The 16,396-nt window shown below is 64.7% G+C and carries 16 protein-coding genes; 7 read left to right on the top strand and 9 right to left on the bottom strand.

Translation table 11 applies throughout. The features are described 5' to 3' along the window. Positions 1-116 precede the first annotated feature (116 nt). The 3 genes from gloA to RS899_RS03145 form a co-directional block, all read right to left on the bottom strand. Complete coding sequence (gene gloA, locus RS899_RS03155) at positions 117-509, bottom strand: lactoylglutathione lyase (protein WP_017521018.1); 393 nt, start codon at positions 507-509, stop codon at positions 117-119. A gap of 95 nt (positions 510-604) precedes the next feature. After that, the gene (locus tag RS899_RS03150) at positions 605-1,822 is read right to left on the bottom strand and encodes an argininosuccinate synthase (RefSeq protein ID WP_054908855.1); all 1,218 of its coding nucleotides are present in this window, start codon (positions 1,820-1,822) and stop codon (positions 605-607) included. Positions 1,823-1,955: 133 nt separating this feature from the next. Beyond that, entirely contained in the window at positions 1,956-2,963 is a 1,008-nt protein-coding gene (locus tag RS899_RS03145; RefSeq protein WP_315809069.1) for a flagellar protein MotY, read from the bottom strand. 138 nt (positions 2,964-3,101) lie between these two features. Between RS899_RS03145 and pyrC the strand changes: the two genes are divergently transcribed. The 4 genes from pyrC to bfrB all read left to right on the top strand — a co-directional run bounded on the left by pyrC (position 3,102) and on the right by bfrB (position 6,099). Continuing rightward, entirely contained in the window at positions 3,102-4,148 is a 1,047-nt protein-coding gene (gene pyrC / locus RS899_RS03140; protein ID WP_054908856.1) for a dihydroorotase, read from the top strand. Beyond that, positions 4,145-4,825, top strand: a complete 681-nt coding sequence (rnt, locus tag RS899_RS03135; protein WP_037011317.1) for a ribonuclease T — start codon at positions 4,145-4,147, stop codon at positions 4,823-4,825. The genes pyrC and rnt overlap by 4 nt, the downstream gene beginning before the upstream one ends. Positions 4,826-5,188: 363 nt before the next feature. After that, the gene (locus tag RS899_RS03130) at positions 5,189-5,404 is read left to right on the top strand and encodes a bacterioferritin-associated ferredoxin (RefSeq protein ID WP_054908857.1); all 216 of its coding nucleotides are present in this window, start codon (positions 5,189-5,191) and stop codon (positions 5,402-5,404) included. Between the two features lie 218 nt (positions 5,405-5,622). After that, positions 5,623-6,099: a bacterioferritin BfrB gene (bfrB, locus tag RS899_RS03125; protein WP_024765400.1), complete on the top strand. Its 477-nt coding sequence runs from the start codon at positions 5,623-5,625 to the stop codon at positions 6,097-6,099. 48 nt (positions 6,100-6,147) lie between these two features. Here the strand turns inward: bfrB and RS899_RS03120 are convergent, their stop codons facing one another. From RS899_RS03120 to RS899_RS03110, 3 genes are all read right to left on the bottom strand, one after another. Beyond that, positions 6,148-7,311 carry an MFS transporter gene (locus RS899_RS03120; protein WP_054908859.1) on the bottom strand — a complete coding sequence of 388 codons (1,164 nt, stop codon included), beginning with the start codon at positions 7,309-7,311 and terminating at the stop codon, positions 6,148-6,150. Between the two features lie 64 nt (positions 7,312-7,375). After that, complete coding sequence (gene grxD / locus RS899_RS03115) at positions 7,376-7,702, bottom strand: Grx4 family monothiol glutaredoxin (protein ID WP_024765398.1); 327 nt, start codon at positions 7,700-7,702, stop codon at positions 7,376-7,378. Positions 7,703-7,837: 135 nt separating this feature from the next. Next, the gene (locus RS899_RS03110; RefSeq protein WP_315809068.1) at positions 7,838-9,931 is read right to left on the bottom strand and encodes a molybdopterin oxidoreductase family protein; all 2,094 of its coding nucleotides are present in this window, start codon (positions 9,929-9,931) and stop codon (positions 7,838-7,840) included. A 314-nt stretch (positions 9,932-10,245) separates the two neighbouring features. On the opposite strand from RS899_RS03110, the gene argF reads away from it, so the two are divergent. Further along, the gene (gene argF / locus RS899_RS03105) at positions 10,246-11,163 is read left to right on the top strand and encodes an ornithine carbamoyltransferase (protein ID WP_054908861.1); all 918 of its coding nucleotides are present in this window, start codon (positions 10,246-10,248) and stop codon (positions 11,161-11,163) included. Positions 11,164-11,183: 20 nt separating this feature from the next. Continuing rightward, positions 11,184-12,245 carry an ABC transporter ATP-binding protein gene (locus RS899_RS03100; RefSeq protein WP_315809067.1) on the top strand — a complete coding sequence of 354 codons (1,062 nt, stop codon included), beginning with the start codon at positions 11,184-11,186 and terminating at the stop codon, positions 12,243-12,245. On the opposite strand, the gene RS899_RS03095 is transcribed toward RS899_RS03100, so the two are convergent. From RS899_RS03095 to ybaK, 3 genes are all read right to left on the bottom strand, one after another. Continuing rightward, complete coding sequence (locus tag RS899_RS03095; RefSeq protein ID WP_315809066.1) at positions 12,242-13,186, bottom strand: electron transfer flavoprotein subunit alpha/FixB family protein; 945 nt, start codon at positions 13,184-13,186, stop codon at positions 12,242-12,244. The genes RS899_RS03100 and RS899_RS03095 overlap by 4 nt on opposite strands. A 95-nt stretch (positions 13,187-13,281) precedes the next feature. Next, entirely contained in the window at positions 13,282-14,067 is a 786-nt protein-coding gene (locus tag RS899_RS03090) for a PhzF family phenazine biosynthesis protein (protein ID WP_315809065.1), read from the bottom strand. 84 nt (positions 14,068-14,151) lie between these two features. Further along, positions 14,152-14,622 (bottom strand): Cys-tRNA(Pro) deacylase, encoded by a 471-nt coding sequence (gene ybaK, locus RS899_RS03085; RefSeq protein WP_054908865.1) that lies wholly within the window; start codon positions 14,620-14,622, stop codon positions 14,152-14,154. A 176-nt stretch (positions 14,623-14,798) separates the two neighbouring features. Here ybaK and glpK point away from each other — a divergent pair, with 176 nt between their 5' ends. Next, positions 14,799-16,313, top strand: coding sequence for a glycerol kinase GlpK (glpK, locus tag RS899_RS03080; RefSeq protein ID WP_315810397.1), 1,515 nt, complete (start codon positions 14,799-14,801; stop codon positions 16,311-16,313). Positions 16,314-16,396 lie beyond the last annotated feature (83 nt).

The raw sequence follows: 16,396 nt of genomic DNA, 5'->3' as shown, positions 1-16,396 counted from the left end.
AAGCTGGCATCGTGCCTCTCCGCGATCGGGAGCGCATGGCCGATCACCAACGGGCGCCTCCAGGCCTATAAAAAGAAAAACCCCGCAGCCAGGCGGGGTTTCTTCAGAGCGGCAAGTCAGTCCTTGCGCTGGGGGCTCAGCAGCTCGATCTTGTAGCCGTCCGGGTCTTCGACGAAGGCCAGGATGCTGGTGCCGTGCTTCATCGGGCCCGGCTCGCGGGTGATCTTGCCACCGCGGGAGCGGATGTCTTCGCAGGCCTTGTAGACGTCGGCCACTTCCAGGGCAATATGGCCGTAGCCGGTGCCCAGTTCGTACTTGTCCACACCCCAGTTGTAGGTCAGCTCGATGACGCTGTTGTCATCTTCGTTGCCGTAGCCGACAAAGGCCAAGGTGAACTGGCCGTCCGGGTAATCCTTGCGGCGCAGCAGGGTCATGCCCAGGACTTCGGTGTAGAAGGCGATGGATTTGTCCATGTCGCCGACGCGCAGCATGGTGTGCAGCAGTCTCATCGGTTCTTTCCTCATCAGGTGCCCGGATAGCGGGCTTATAAACACAAACCCCGGCTCGTGGCCGGGGTTTGCTTGTCACGGGAGACGCAAGCTTATCAGAACAGCTTGCGGCCCTTGTTCGCGGCGATACGCATGCGCAGCGCGTTGAGCTTGATGAAGCCAGCAGCATCGGCCTGGTTGTAGGCGCCGCCGTCTTCCTCGAAGGTCGCGATGTTGGCATCGAACAGCGAGTCGTCGGACTTGCGGCCAACCACGATGACGTTGCCCTTGTACAGCTTCAGGCGCACGACGCCGTTCACGTGTTCCTGGGAGGCATCGATCATCTGCTGGAGCATCTCGCGCTCCGGGCTCCACCAGTAGCCGGTGTAGATCAGCTTGGCGTAGCGCGGCATCAGCTCGTCCTTCAGGTGAGCGACTTCGCGGTCCAGGGTGATCGACTCGATGGCACGGTGCGCCTTGAGCATGATGGTGCCGCCGGGGGTCTCGTAGCAGCCGCGGGACTTCATGCCGACGTAGCGGTTCTCGACGATGTCCAGACGGCCGATGCCGTTGGCGCCGCCGATGCGGTTCAGCTCGGTGAGTACCTGCGCCGGGCTCATGTCCTTGCCGTCGATGGCAACGATGTCGCCCTTGCGGTAGGTCAGCTCGATGTAGGTGGCGGTGTCGGGGGCCTTCTCCGGGGAGACGGTCCACTTCCACATGTCCTCTTCGTGCTCGGTCCAGGTGTCTTCCAGCACGCCGCCTTCATAGGAGATGTGCAGCAGGTTGGCATCCATGGAGTACGGCGATTTCTTCTTGCCGTGGCGCTCGATCGGGATGTTGTGGGTTTCGGCGTAGTCCATCAGCTTCTCGCGGGACAGCAGGTCCCACTCGCGCCAGGGAGCGATGACCTTGACGCCCGGCTTCAGCGCGTAGGCGCCCAGCTCGAAGCGAACCTGGTCGTTGCCCTTGCCGGTGGCGCCATGGGAGATGGCGTCAGCGCCGGTGGCGTTGGCGATCTCGATCAGGCGCTTGGCGATCAGCGGACGAGCGATGGAAGTACCCAGCAGGTACTCGCCTTCGTAGACGGTATTGGCACGGAACATCGGGAAGACGAAGTCGCGGACGAACTCTTCTCGCAGGTCCTCGATGAAGATCTCTTTCACGCCCATCTGCTTGGCCTTGGCGCGGGCCGGCTCGACCTCCTCGCCCTGACCCAGGTCAGCGGTAAAGGTCACTACTTCGCAGTTATAGGTATCCTGCAGCCACTTCAGAATCACGGAGGTGTCCAGGCCACCGGAATACGCCAGGACTACCTTCTTCACGTCCGCCATGCCACTCAACTCCACGGGGGTTGTCACGAAAGGGACCGATTCTACTGCCCGCCCAGGATAATTTACAGAGGGGCGACAGCTTTTGACGACAAAGCGACAAATACTATCGTCGGTGCGACCCGCCGCCGCAGGTTCAACCCTTGGGTGCAGCGGGTGGCGTGGCGGCGTTCGCGGCCGGCGTCGTGGGCGCGCCTTGGGACGGGGCGCTGGTGGCCGATGCAGGCGCGGCGGGAGCGGATGCAGCAGGCGCCACGGGTGCTTCAGCGGGCGCGGGCGGAGCTTCTTCGGTCACTGCTTCGCGGGACAGATTGACCGTCACCCGGCGGTTCTTCGCCCGGTTGGCGGCGGAGTTGTTCTTCACCAGCGGGTAGCGCTCGCCATAGAAGCGCACGGTGATCTGCGATTCGGCTACGCCGTTGGCCTTGAGGTACTCCATCACCGCGATGGCGCGGCGGCGCGAGGCTTCGCGGTTCGCCAGGCGGTTGCCACTGTTGTCGGAGTGACCATCCAGCTCGATGCGATTCACCGTCGGGTCGGCCTTCATGTACTGCAGGATGATGTCGAGCTTGGCGCGCCCCAGCGGGTCGACCTCGGTGCCGCCGTCAGGGAAGCCGACCTGGCTCTGGCGCACCTGGTCGAAGTTGACCGGGAGCATCTTCGTCGAACAGTCCTGGAACTTCGCGTATCCATCGGCGAAACGCGTGGGCATCAGCCGCACCTGCAGGTTCTCGCCGGTGCGCGTGCGGTGGCGCACTTCCGGCGCGCGGCCCTCCAGCAGGCCGCCGAGCAAGCGCCCGGCCTGCTGCTGGGTGCTGTTGAACGGAACGTCGCCCGAACCCACCTGTACCGACCCCAGATTCAGATCACCCTGCCCCGGCCGCCACGGCGGCGCGGCGGCCAGCAGGGTCGCCGAGCCAGTGCCCAGCCACCCCGTCAGCGGCTTGAGACGGAATGTCGGCTGCTCACCAGCGCGCCAGACGAACTCGCCCAGGCCGAAACCGGCCACACTCTGCGACAACCGGCACTCGAACTGGTCACCCTCCACCGTCCATTGCGCACTTTCCAGGCGAGTCTGGAAGGTCAGACCCCAGGCCGGAAGGCTCGCGCAAAGAGTGAGGAGAAGTAGAGATGGCTGGCGCACGGTGGCATCCACACAGATAAAAAGGCGTCCCACAATCTATCGGTCGGCCCCGGTAAAACTTGATAGCGAGTGCCGGCGGCGGCCTTTTCCGGTAGCATTTCACCCTCTTCCCGCTGCAACCGCACCCCTGGAATCCGCATGTCCGACCGCCTGACACTCCTGCGCCCCGACGACTGGCACATCCACCTGCGCGACGGCGCCGCACTCGCGCAAACCGTCGGCGACGCCGCCCGCACCTTCGGCCGCGCCATCATCATGCCGAACCTGGTCCCGCCGGTACGCAACGCCGCCGAAGCCGATGCCTATCGCCAGCGCATCCTGGCCGCCCGGCCGGCCGGTAGCCGCTTCGAGCCGCTGATGGTGCTCTACCTCACCGACCGCACCAGCGCCGAGGAAGTCCGCGCCGCCAAGGCCTCGGGCTTCGTGCACGCCGCCAAGCTCTATCCGGCCGGCGCCACCACCAACTCCGATTCCGGTGTGACCAGCGTCGACAACATCTTCCACGTCCTCGAAGCCATGGCCGAAGTCGGCCTGCCGCTGCTGGTACACGGTGAAGTGACCCGCGCGGAAGTCGACGTATTCGACCGCGAGAAGCGCTTCATCGACGAACACCTGACCCGCGTGGTCGAGCGCTTCCCGACTCTCAAGGTGGTCTTCGAGCACATCACCACCGGCGATGCCGCCGCTTTCGTCAAGGCCGCCCCGGCCAACGTTGGCGCCACCATCACCGCGCACCACCTGCTGTACAACCGCAACCACATGCTGGTTGGCGGCATCCGCCCGCACTTCTATTGCCTGCCGATCCTCAAGCGCAACACCCACCAGGAAGCCCTGCTGGATGCGGCCACCAGTGGCAGCCCGAAGTTCTTCCTCGGCACCGACTCGGCACCGCACGCGCGCCACGCCAAGGAAGCCGCCTGCGGTTGCGCCGGCTGCTACACCGCCTACGCCGCCATCGAGCTGTACGCGGAAGCCTTCGAGCAACGCAATGCGCTGGACAAGCTGGAGGGCTTCGCCAGCCTGCACGGCCCGGACTTCTACGGCCTGCCGCGCAACAGCGACCGCATCACCCTGGTGCGTGAAGAATGGGAAGCGCCGGCGGCCCTGCCGTTCGGCGACTTCGATGTAGTCCCGCTGCGTGCCGGCGAGAAACTGCGCTGGCGCCTGCTGGAGACCGTGGCATGAGTGACGAGAACGAAATCTTCGAAGAAGAACTCGACGGTTCTTTCCCGCCAGGCCCGCGCCACCCGATGGCACGTCGCTTCCGCGGCTACCTGCCGGTCGTGGTGGACGTCGAGACCGGCGGCTTCAACGCCGGCACCGACGCCCTGCTGGAAATCGCCGCCGTCACCATCGGCATGGACGAAAGCGGCTACCTGTTCCCCGAGCACACCTACTTCTTCCGTGTGGAGCCCTTCGAAGGCGCCAACATCGAGCAGGCCGCGCTGGAGTTCACCGGCATCAAGCTGGACCACCCACTGCGCATGGCCGTGCCGGAAGAACAGGCACTCACCGAGATCTTCCGTGGCATCCGCAAGTCGCTGAAGTCCAACGGCTGCAAGCGCGCGATCCTGGTCGGCCACAACAGCAGCTTCGACCTGGGCTTCCTCAACGCGGCGGTCAACCGCAGCGGCGTGAAGCGCAACCCGTTCCACCCCTTCTCCAGCTTCGACACCGCGACCCTCGCCGGCCTCGCCTACGGCCAGACTGTCCTGGCCAAGGCCTGCCAGACCGCCGGTATCGAGTTCGACAACCGTGAAGCGCACTCGGCCCGTTACGACACCGAGAAGACCGCCGAGCTGTTCTGCGGCATCGTCAACCGCTGGAAGGAGTTCGGCGGCTGGATGGAAGACGATCACTGATCGGCTTCAACGCTCCATGAAAAAGCCCCGCACTTGCGGGGCTTTTTCATGGAGCCGGCATCAACACCCTGCCTTACCTGCAGGAGCGAGCTTGCTCTCGCGAACCCCAGCGTCTTCGGATGCCTGACAGGTGGGATTGGCGCCATAGCCGCCCCAGTTCGCGAGCAAGCTCGCTCCTGCAAAAAACATATCGCTCCCGATGCCTAAGCGCGCAGCCCGCAATCCACGCGGGTTAGACGCTAAGTCATTGAACCCAATGACCATTTGTCAGACAGCCTGGATGCGTACTCGGGAACTTTTGACAATCATTCTCATTATTATTAGTATCGCTTCCAACAACCCCACAGCGACTGTAGTGCAACCATGTACGTCTGCCTCTGCAACGGTGTTACCGATACCCAGATCCGCGATGCGATCTACGACGGCGCCTGCAATTACCGCGAAGTGCGCGAGTGCACCGGCGTCGGTACCCAGTGCGGTAAGTGCGCTTGCCTCGCCAAGCAGGTGGTTCGCGATACGCTCGGCGACCTGCAAAGCGCCCAGAGCATGAACTACAACCTGGCCTACGCGGCGAGTTGAAAAAATACCGCTGATCAGTTCAGCAGAAATTGCGAAGAAACCGGGCACTGGCCCGGTTTTTTTATGCCTGAAATTCAGGGATTTAGCGCCGGGATGCGGAATGAAAACATTCGCATTCATATTCCTTTTTATAACAAATTCAAGTACTTATGTTTGACATATGGTTATAAGGGGGCGAGAATTTCAATCTCTCCCACTCCACACGGCAGGACCCCGGCATGAAAGGCGACAAGAAAGTCATCCAGCATCTGAACAAGATCCTCGGCAACGAGCTGATCGCCATCAACCAGTACTTCCTGCACTCGCGCATGTGGAACGACTGGGGCCTGAAGCGCCTCGGCGCGCACGAGTACCACGAGTCCATCGATGAGATGAAGCACGCCGACAAGCTCATCGAACGCATCCTGTTCCTCGAAGGCCTGCCCAACCTGCAGGACCTGGGCAAGCTGCTGATCGGCGAGAACACCCAGGAAATGCTGCAGTGCGACCTGAACCTGGAACTCAAGGCCACCAAGGACCTGCGCGACGCCATCGTGCATTGCGAAAGCGTGCATGACTACGTCAGCCGCGACCTGCTCAAGGACATCCTCGAGTCCGAGGAAGAGCACATCGACTACCTGGAAACCCAGCTCGGCCTGATCCAGAAAGTCGGTCTGGAAAACTACCTGCAGTCGCACATGCACGAAGACGACTGATCAGGAACAAGGCACCGGCGCGGTTGTGGACGCCGGTGCCCTTCCCTTCTAGCCGTTCGTCTTCGGCGGACGCCGCACCAGTCCGGCCTTGAACACCAGGCCAGCGCACAGCCCGATCACCACCAGCAGCGACAGGCGCAGCCCCACATGCTCGGCGAGGAAGCCGATCAGCGGCGGGCCCAGCAACAAGCCGCCATAGCCGAACGACGCCACTGCGGCCACGCCGCGCGAAGGCTCGACGCCCGGTCGGTTGCCTGCCGCGCCGATCAGGATCGGCACCACCACCGACAACCCGGCGCCCACCAGGGCGAAACCGGCAATCGCGCCGGAAATCCACGGGCTGAACAGCGCCAGCAGCATGCCCGCGATGGCCAGCAGCGCCAGGTTGCGCACCAGCGCCTCGTCGGCGAAGCGCACGCGCAGGCGGTCACCGAACAGACGCCCCAGCACCATGGTCGCGGAGAACGCCGCAAAGCCCAGTGCCGCCACTCGCTCCGACGCTCCCATGACCTGGTGCAGCAATAGGGCGCCCCAGTCGGCGACCGCGCCTTCGGAAACGAACGCGCAAAGCGTCAGCACCCCAAGACCTATCAGCGCCGGTGGCGGCAGGCGCCAGCCACGTTGGGCTGGCGCCTCCTCCTCCGTGGGCTCCGGGCGCCCTTCGAACAGATGACGGGCGAAGAACGGCAGGATCGCCACCGCGATGACTGCCAGCAGGGTGAAGTGCCAGACAGGCGCCATGCCGGCAAAAATCGCCGCGCCGATGGCGCCGGTGAGTCCGCCCAGGCTGTACATGCCATGCAGGCTGGAGATGCACGGCCGGCCGAGGCGCCGCTCCACTTCCACCGCCTGGGTGTTCATGGCCACGTCCATGGTCGCGAAGGTCAGGCCAACCAGTAGCAGCCCCGCCGCCAGGTACCAGACGTTAGGCGCCAGCCCGAGCAATGGGAAGCAAGCCATCAGCGCCAACCCGGAAACCACCGTGATCGCCCGGCTGCCATGGCGCCGCACCAATGCCCCGGCGAAAACGAATGCCAGCAGCGCGCCCACTCCGGCGCCCAGCAACGCCTGGCCCAGTTGCTGCTCGTCCACGCCGGTCATGTTCTTCAGCGCCGGCACCCGGCCCATCAGGCTGCCATGCACCATGCCGCCCATGGCGAAGCAATAGCCACACGCCCAGCGTGCGGCGTTGGCCCGTGATTGTTCACTCATCCTTTATTTCTTCCCAAAAACAAAGCCCCGCCAAGGCGGGGCTTTGTGCGACAGCACGAAAGACTCAGGCGTTGGCCTTGCCTACGGCGTCCTTGATCAGCGGTTGCAGCTCACCCTTTTCGAACATCTCGGCCAGGATGTCGCTGCCGCCGACCAGCTCGCCACCAACCCACAGTTGCGGGAAGGTCGGCCAGTTGGCGTACTTGGGCAGGTTGGCGCGAATTTCCGGATTCTGCAGGATGTCGACGTAGGCGAACTTCTCGCCACAAGCCATCAGGACCTGGGCGGCGCGGGACGAGAAACCGCACTGCGGAGCATTCGGCGAACCCTTCATGTACAGCAGGACAGGGTTGTTGGCGATCTGCTCTTTGATGGTATCGATGATATCCATGAACTTCCTCGGCTGAACTATCAGATACTGATCCGGCAGCCGCCTCCTCGGATGGCGCTGGCCGGCACGGTACCGCGCATTGTACTGCAAAGCCGAGCGCTACGCTCGGCTTTGCAGATGCCTTGCGACAGCCTGTCAGGCGGCTTCGACCTCCACTGGCACACCGTTCAGCGCGGTGTTTCCGGAGAGCGCATCCAGATGTCGCTCGTCGGTGAGATCGTTGGCACTGGCGCCGCCCTGCTCGCGAGCAATCGACAGCTGCACGCCCGGCCGTGCGTGCCCCCAGCCGTGGGGCAGGCTGACGACCCCGGCCATGACTTCGTCGCTGGCCGCAACCTCGATCTCGATGCTGCCGACCCGCGAGCGCACACGTACCTTCTGCCCGTCCACCAGCCCGCGCGAGGCGAGGTCCTGCGGGTGCATCAGCAGTTGGTGGCGCGGCTTGCCCTTCACCAGGCGGTGATAGTTGTGCATCCAGGAGTTGTTGCTGCGCACATGGCGGCGGCCGATCAGCAGCAGTTGGTCGATGGCCGGCGACTGGGTATCGGCGAAGCGGCGCAGATCATTGAGGAAGATTTCCGGCGCTGCCTCGATGCTGCGGCTGGCGGTTTTCAACCGAGGTGCAAGGTTCGGCTGTAGTGGGCCCAGGTCCATACCGTGGGGATGCTCGCGCAACCGCGCCAAGTTCAGCTTGTGCTCGCTGGCGTCGCCGTAGGGCCCAAAACGCAGGCCCATCTCGATCATCTGCTCCGGCAACAGGGTCGGTTTCAGCTCGGTACCGCTGCGCGCCGCATAGGCCTTGGCCAGACCAACGAAGATTTCCCAGTCGTGCAGTGCGCCCTCGGGTTTCGGCAGGATCGCCTCGTTGAAGCGGGTGACGTTGCGTACGGCAAAGACGTTGAAAGTGGTGTCGTAGTGATCGTGCTCCAGTGGCGCGGTGGACGGCAGGATCAGGTCGGCGTAGCGCGTGGTTTCGTTGATATAGAGGTCCACGCTGAGCATGAACTCCAGGCCGTCCAACGCCTGTTCCAGGCGGCGGCCATTGGGCGTGGACAGCACCGGATTACCCGCCACTGTCACCAGCGCACGCACCTGCCCTTCGCCTTCGGTAAGCATCTCTTCGGCCAGCGCTGCCACCGGCAGTTCGCCGCCATACTCCGGCAAGCCTGACACACGGCTCTGCCAGCGGTTGAACGCGCCACCCGCCGTGGTCGCCACCAGGTCAACCGCCGGCGTAGTGCACAGGGTGCCGCCGACACGGTCGAGGTTGCCGGTGACCAGGTTGATCAATTGCACCAACCACTGACAGAGGCTTCCGAAAACCTGGGTGGAAACGCCCATGCGCCCGTAGCAGACGGCCTTGTCGGCGGCGGCGAATTCCCGCGCCAACTGGCGGATATTGTCGGCCGGCACGCCGCAGCGCGTGGCCATGGCTTCGACCTTGAATGGCGCCAGCGCCTCGCGCACCGCGTCCAGGCCGTTGACCGGCAACGAAGCGTCGCGGGTCAACCCTTCGCTGAGCAGCGTGTCGAGGATGCCCAGCAGCAGCGCGGCGTCCTCGCCGGGGCGGACGAACAGGTGCTGGTCCGCAATCGCCGCGGTCTCGGTGCGACGCGGGTCGACTACCACCAGTTTGCCGCCGCGCGCCTTCACGGCCTTCAGACGTTTCTCCACGTCCGGCACGGTCATGATGCTGCCGTTGGACGCCAGCGGGTTGCCGCCCAGGATCAGCATGAAGTCGGTGTGGTCGATGTCCGGAATCGGGATCAGCAGGCCATGGCCGAACATCTGCTGGCTGACCAGATGATGCGGCAACTGGTCCACCGAGGTCGCGGAGTAGCGGTTGCGGGTCTTCAACTGGCCGAGGAAGTAGTTGCTATGGGTCATCAACCCGTAGTTGTGCACGCTGGGATTACCCTGGTAAACCGCCACCGCATCGTTGCCGTGACGCTCGCGGATGTCCGCCAGGCGCGTGGCCACCAGTTCGAAGGCCTCGTCCCAGCCGATCGGCTGCCACTCGTTGCCGACACGGCGCACCGGCTGGCGCAGGCGGTCCGGGTCGTTCTGGATATCCTGCAGCGCCACCGCCTTGGGGCAGATATGGCCACGGCTGAAGCTGTCCTGGGCGTCGCCCTTGATGGACAGGATGCGCTCGTCCTCGGTCTCGATGGTCAGGCCGCAGATGGCCTCGCACAGATGGCACGCACGGTGGTGGAGGGTCTTGCTCATGGCTCGCCTCGGTATTGTCGTTGCCAGCCATTCGACGGGCCGGTCATAGGGTCGCAAGCACTATGAATCCAGGCCTTGCGAAGCACCACCAGCTTCCGTCGGGTGAATTGCGCGGCATCAGGAACGACCATGGTGAAGCCCCGCCCGACGGGCCCTCCGGGCGAAACTTGCGTAGATCCGTCATTTCCTTATAGGATCGCGCCTTCCCCCATTTTCCGCTCCATGCGGTCCCGCCGCAGGTTCAGCCCGTTTTTTCTCACGAAAGCCGGTCGGTACCTCGGCCTGATTCTGAGAATAAGTAGTAGGTACGAACCATGAGCGCACGTCACTTCCTCTCGATGCTGGATTACACGACCGAAGAACTGCTCGGTCTGATCCGCCGTGCCACCGAGCTGAAGGACCTGCGCGACCGAGGTGTGCTCTACGAACCGCTGAAGAACCGCGTGCTGGGCATGATCTTCGAGAAGGCCTCGACCCGGACGCGGATCTCCTTCGAAGCCGGCATGATCCAGCTCGGCGGCCAGGCCATCTTCCTCTCCCCGCGCGATACCCAGTTGGGCCGTGGCGAGCCGATCGCCGACGCCGCGCGGGTGATGTCGCGGATGGTCGATGCGGTGATGATCCGCACCTTCGCCCACAGCAACCTGATCGAGTTCGCCGAGAACTCCCGCGTGCCGGTGATCAACGGCCTGTCGGACGACCTGCATCCGTGCCAGCTGCTGGCCGACATGCAGACCTTCCATGAGCATCGCGGCAGCATCGCCGGCAAGACCGTGGCCTGGATCGGCGACGGCAACAACATGTGCAACAGCTACATCGAGGCGGCGATCCGCTTCGACTTCCAGCTGAACGTGGCCTGCCCGGAAGGCTACGAGCCGAACTCCGCTCTGATGGAGCAAGCCGGCGAGCGCGTGAAGATCTTCCGTGACCCGCGCGAAGCGGTCGCCGGCGCACACCTGGTGAGCACCGACGTCTGGGCATCCATGGGCCAGGAAGACGAAGCAGCCGCGCGCCTGCGCCTGTTCCAGCCATATCAGGTAACACGTGCGCTGCTCGATGGCGCGGCGGCGGATGTACTATTCATGCACTGCCTGCCGGCCCACCGTGGCGAAGAGATCAGCGAAGACCTGCTGGACGACGCGCGCTCCGTGGCCTGGGACCAGGCGGAAAACCGTCTCCACGCCCAGAAAGCCCTGCTCGAACTGCTGGTCGAGCACGCGCATTACGCCTGAGCCCTCCTGTTTCGAGCCCGATGACCAAACCGCTGCTGCTCACCCTCGACGACCTTTCCTGTGGCTATGAACAGCAGCGTGTGGTGCAAGGCGTCAGCCTGCACCTGAACGCCGGCGACATCGGCTGCCTGCTCGGCCCCTCGGGCTGCGGCAAGACCACCACCCTGCGCGCCATTGCCGGTTTCGAGCCGGTGCAGGGCGGGCGTATCGAACTGGGCGGCCAAGTGATTTCCCGCCCCGGCTTCACCCTGTCCCCGGAGAAGCGCCGGATCGGCATGGTGTTCCAGGACTACGCGCTGTTCCCGCACCTGTCGGTGGCCGACAACATCGCCTTCGGCATCCGCAGGAATCCCGAGCGCGAGCGCATCGTCGGTGAGCTGCTGGAGCTGGTGAAGCTCGATGGCCTCGGCCAGCGCTTTCCCCACGAGCTTTCCGGCGGGCAGCAACAACGCGTGGCCCTGGCCCGCGCGCTGGCGCCGCAGCCGCAACTCCTGCTGCTGGACGAACCCTTCTCCAACCTCGATGTGGAATTGCGCCGTCAGCTCAGCCACGAGGTGCGCGACATTCTCAAGGCCCGCGGCACCAGCGCGATTCTGGTGACCCACGACCAGGAAGAAGCCTTCGCCGTCAGCGACCACGTCGGCGTATTCCGCAACGGCCTGCTGGAGCAGTGGGACACCCCGTTCAACCTCTACCACGATCCGCAGACGCCCTTCGTCGCCAGCTTCGTCGGCCAGGGCTATTTCATTCGCGGACAGATGTGCGGGACCGATGCGGTGCAGACCGAGTTGGGCCTGCTACGCGGCAACCGCGCCTATAGCCTGCCCGACGGCTGCGCGGTGGATGTATTGCTGCGCCCGGATGACCTGGTGCCGGCCGCCGATGGCGCACTGAAGGCGCGCATCGTCGGCAAGTCGTTCCTCGGTGCGGCTACCCTGTATCGCCTGCAATTGCCCACCGGCACCCAGCTGGAATCGCTGTTCCCCAGCCATGCCGACCACCAACCGGGCGATGAAGTGGGCATCGGCGTCGCCGCCGAACATCTGGTGCTGTTCCCCGCCCAAGGCAGTGTGGCGCTCTAGGCGAGCGCCTTCTCAAGCTCGGGCAGCAACTCGAACAGGTCGCCCTGCAAGCCATAGTCGGCGATCTCGAAGATCGGCGCGTCCGGATCGAGATTGATCGCCGCGATGACCTTGGCGTCCTTCATGCCTGCCACATGCTGCACGGCACCTGAAATCCCCACGGCAAGATAAAGCTCTGGCGCGACGATGCGTCCTGACTGGCCAATCTGCAGCTCCGCGGGCGCAAACCCCGCATCCACTGCCGCCAGCGAAGCGCCAACGGCGCCGTGCAGGCGATCCGCCAACGGATAGAGCGCTGCAAAGCCTTCTTCGGTTTGCAGGCCACGCCCACCGGCGACTATGACCTTCGCCGACTCCAGCGCGGGGCGCTCGAAGTCTGGGTGTTCTTCGCCCTGCCAGTGCGACAGACCGAGATCGCCCGGCCCGCCGATACGCTCCAGTTCGGCATTGCCATCGGCCAGTGGCAGCGGATCGAAAGCGGTTGGGCGAATGCCCAGCACGATCGACGGCCCCTCGCAGCGCACCGTGGCGATGGCATTGCCGGCGTAGATCGGGCGCTGGAAGGTCTGCTCGTCGATGACGGCGATGACGTCGGAGACCGCGTCCACATCCAGCAAGGCTGCGATGCGCGGCAGGCAATCGCGGCCCACGGCGGTGGCCGGCGCGAGGATGTGGCGGTATCGCGGAGCCAGTTGCACCACGAGTGCCGAGAGGTTTTCCGCCAGCAGGTGGTCGTAGGCGGGATCGCCTGCCAGCAGGACGCGATCAACGCCCTCGACACCACAAGCCTGCGTCGCAAGCTCCTCGAGGCCACTGCCCGCAAACAGCAGATGAACTTCGCCGCCGATCTGCCGGGCGGCGGCCAGGGCGTTCAGGGTAGCGGGTGCCAGGACGGCGGAGCCGTCGGTAACGTGATAGTCAGCGATAAGCAGAAGGGCCATGGGCCTGCCTCCGAAGCTGCGAACCACGCCAGTGGGGCGCGGTTTTCAGTGAAGGCCAGCCTACGCCGGGGAGCCGAAAGCCCCCCGGTCACAGATCAAACAACCAGCAGACGGCCGCTGGCAACCAGACGGGCGTAGCCGGCGATGCTGACGCGCTCGCCTTCCAGACGGCACCACAGCTCGCCGCCGCGCGCGGATGCCTGGAAGGCGCGCATCTGCAGCTTGTTCAGGCGGCGCGACCAGTAGGGGATCAGCACGCAGTGAGCGGCGCCAGTCACCGGGTCTTCGTTGAGACCGATGGCCGGGGCGAAGAAGCGCGAAACGAAGTCGTAGTCGTCGCTGCGCGCGGTAACGATCACGCCTAGGTACGGCAGGCGCGCGAGAGCAGCGAAATCGGGCTGGCAGTCACGCACCGCCTGCTCCGACTCCAGCAGTACCAGCAGGTGGTTGGCGGTGCTCAGTGCATCCACCACGTCCACGCCCAGAGCGTTCTGCAACTCCACCGTAGAACCGGACTCGCTCGGCGGCTGCGCCGGGAAGTTCAGTGCCAGCCGGCCTTCCTCACGGGTCACACGAAGAGGCCCGGACAGGGAGTTCAGCTCCAGCACTTCGCCCGGCTCGTCGAACACTTCGAACAGCACGTGGGCGCTGGCCAGGGTAGCGTGGCCGCAGAGCGGCACCTCGGCGGTCGGGGTAAACCAGCGGATGCGCCAACCGGCGGGCTCCTTCACCAGGAAGGCGGTCTCCGAGAGGTTGTGCTCGGCGGCGATCTGCTGCATCAGTTCGTCGCTCAACCAGGCATCGAGGCGGTACACCATGGCCGGGTTGCCGGCGAACGGGCGATCAGTGAAAGCGTCTACCTGGTGAAAATCGAGCAGCATGGCAGTCTCCTGAAAAGTGATGTCCGAGCATGACAGAAGCCGATGAACGACGAACCGTACAGAAGCGAGCAGACAGTCGTTCGCTCAACCCCGACCAATGGGGGCGAAGGTCGCCGATGTCAGGCCGGCCAGCGTCTCGGCGCTCAACTCCACTTCCAGCCCACGGCGGCCGGCGCTGACGTGGATGGTGGGGAAACTCTGTGCGGATTCATCGATGAAGGTACGCAGGCGCTTCTTCTGCCCCAGCGGGCTGATGCCGCCCACCAGATAGCCTGTAGCGCGCTGCGCGGCATGGGGGTCGGCCATGTCGGCTTTCTTCACACCCGCCGCGTGGGCCAGCGCTTTCAGGTCCAGGGTGCCCACGACCGGTACCACAGCGACCAGCAGCTCACCCTTTTCGCTGGAGGCGAGCAGGGTCTTGAAGACGCGCGCCGGATCGAGGTTGAGCTTCTCGGCGGCTTCCAGGCCATAGGACGGCGCCTTCGGGTCGTGCTCGTAACTCAGCACATGGTGTTCGGCGCGGTTCTTCTTCAGCAGGTCGATGGCGGGGGTCATGATCGGCGGGCTTCTCGCAAGCGGCTTTCCAGCGCATAACAGTAAGCCAAGGCGTGCTGCACTGCACGGTGTTCGCTTCACCGGCGCGGACGAATCCCGTATGGTCTGCGCCAATCCCCTTACGGGTCCTGTTGCAGGGAATGCTGCAGGGACTGCTGAACGACAAGGCCACTGCCATGACCGACCCGAAGAACAAGAAATACGTCGTCGCCCTCGACCAGGGCACCACCAGCTCGCGCGCCATCATCTTCGACCACGACGCCAACGTAGTCAGCGTGGCCCAGCGCGAGTTCGCGCAGATCTACCCGCAGCCGGGCTGGGTCGAGCACGACCCGATGGAAATCTGGGCGACCCAGAGCTCGACCCTGGTGGAGGCGCTGGCCCAGGCCAACATCAGCGTTGCCGAGGTGGCGGCCATCGGCATCACCAACCAGCGCGAAACCACCCTGGTGTGGGACAAGGCCAGCGGCCGGCCGATCCACAATGCCATCGTCTGGCAATGCCGGCGCAGCGCGGCCATCTGCGAGCAGCTCAAGCGCGATGGCCTGGAACAGCACATCCGCGATACCACGGGGCTGGTCATCGACCCCTACTTCTCCGGCACCAAGCTCAAGTGGATCCTCGATAACGTCGAAGGCGCCCGCGAACGTGCGCAGCGCGGCGAGCTGCTATTCGGCACGGTCGACAGCTGGCTGATCTGGAAGCTTACCGAAGGCGAAGTGCACGTCACCGACTACACCAACGCCTCGCGCACCCTGATGTTCGATATCCACACGCTTGACTGGGACGAGCGCCTGCTCGCCGCGCTGGATGTGCCGCGCGCCATGCTGCCGCAGGTTCGCCCATCTTCCGAAGTCTATGGCCACGCCAAGGTCGGCGGCCTGGGTGTACACCGCACGCCGATTGCCGGGATCGCCGGCGATCAGCAGGCCGCACTGTTCGGCCAGATGTGCGTGGAGCCCGGTCAGGCGAAGAACACCTACGGCACCGGCTGCTTCCTGTTGATGAACACCGGCGACAAGGCGGTGAAGTCCACCCACGGCCTGCTCACGACCATCGCCTGCGGCCCGCGTGGCGAAGTCGCCTATGCGCTGGAGGGCGCGGTGTTCAACGGCGGCTCTACCGTGCAGTGGCTACGCGACGAGCTGAAAGTGATCAACGATGCCCACGACTCGGAGTACTTCGCCACCAAGGTGAAGGACAGCAACGGCGTCTACCTGGTCCCCGCCTTCACCGGCCTCGGCGCGCCCTACTGGGACCCGTATGCCCGCGGCGCCCTGTTCGGCCTGACCCGCGGTGTGAAGGCTGATCACCTGATCCGTGCCACCCTGGAATCCATCGCCTACCAGACCCGCGACGTGCTCGACGCCATGCAGCAGGACGCCAGCGAACCGCTGCGCGCGCTGCGCGTGGACGGTGGCGCGGTGGCCAACAACTTCCTCATGCAGTTCCAGGCCGACATCCTCGGCACTCCGGTGGAGCGCCCACAGATGCGCGAGACCACCGCCCTCGGCGCCGCCGTGCTGGCGGGCCTGGCCAGTGGTTTCTGGAGCGACCTCGCGGAGCTGAAGAACAAAGCAGTGATCGAGCGGGTATTCCAGCCGGCCTGCGACGAAGCCGAGCGCGCGCGGCTATACAAGGGCTGGCAAAAAGCCGTCGAACGCACCCGTGGCTGGGCAGCGGAAGACTGACTGCTCTGCTGTAGGACCGAGGGGGACGCCCAGTCCTTGCTCGCGAACCGCTTGACTCCACAGAACCCGGCGGGGTCCGCGAG

Origin of the sequence: Pseudomonas sp. C9-3, assembly GCF_032392015.1 — a bacterium.
GTDB lineage: Bacteria > Pseudomonadota > Gammaproteobacteria > Pseudomonadales > Pseudomonadaceae > Pseudomonas > Pseudomonas nitroreducens.
The sequence above is the reverse complement of the archived record's forward strand: the minus strand, read 5'-3'. Positions and strand labels throughout refer to the sequence as shown.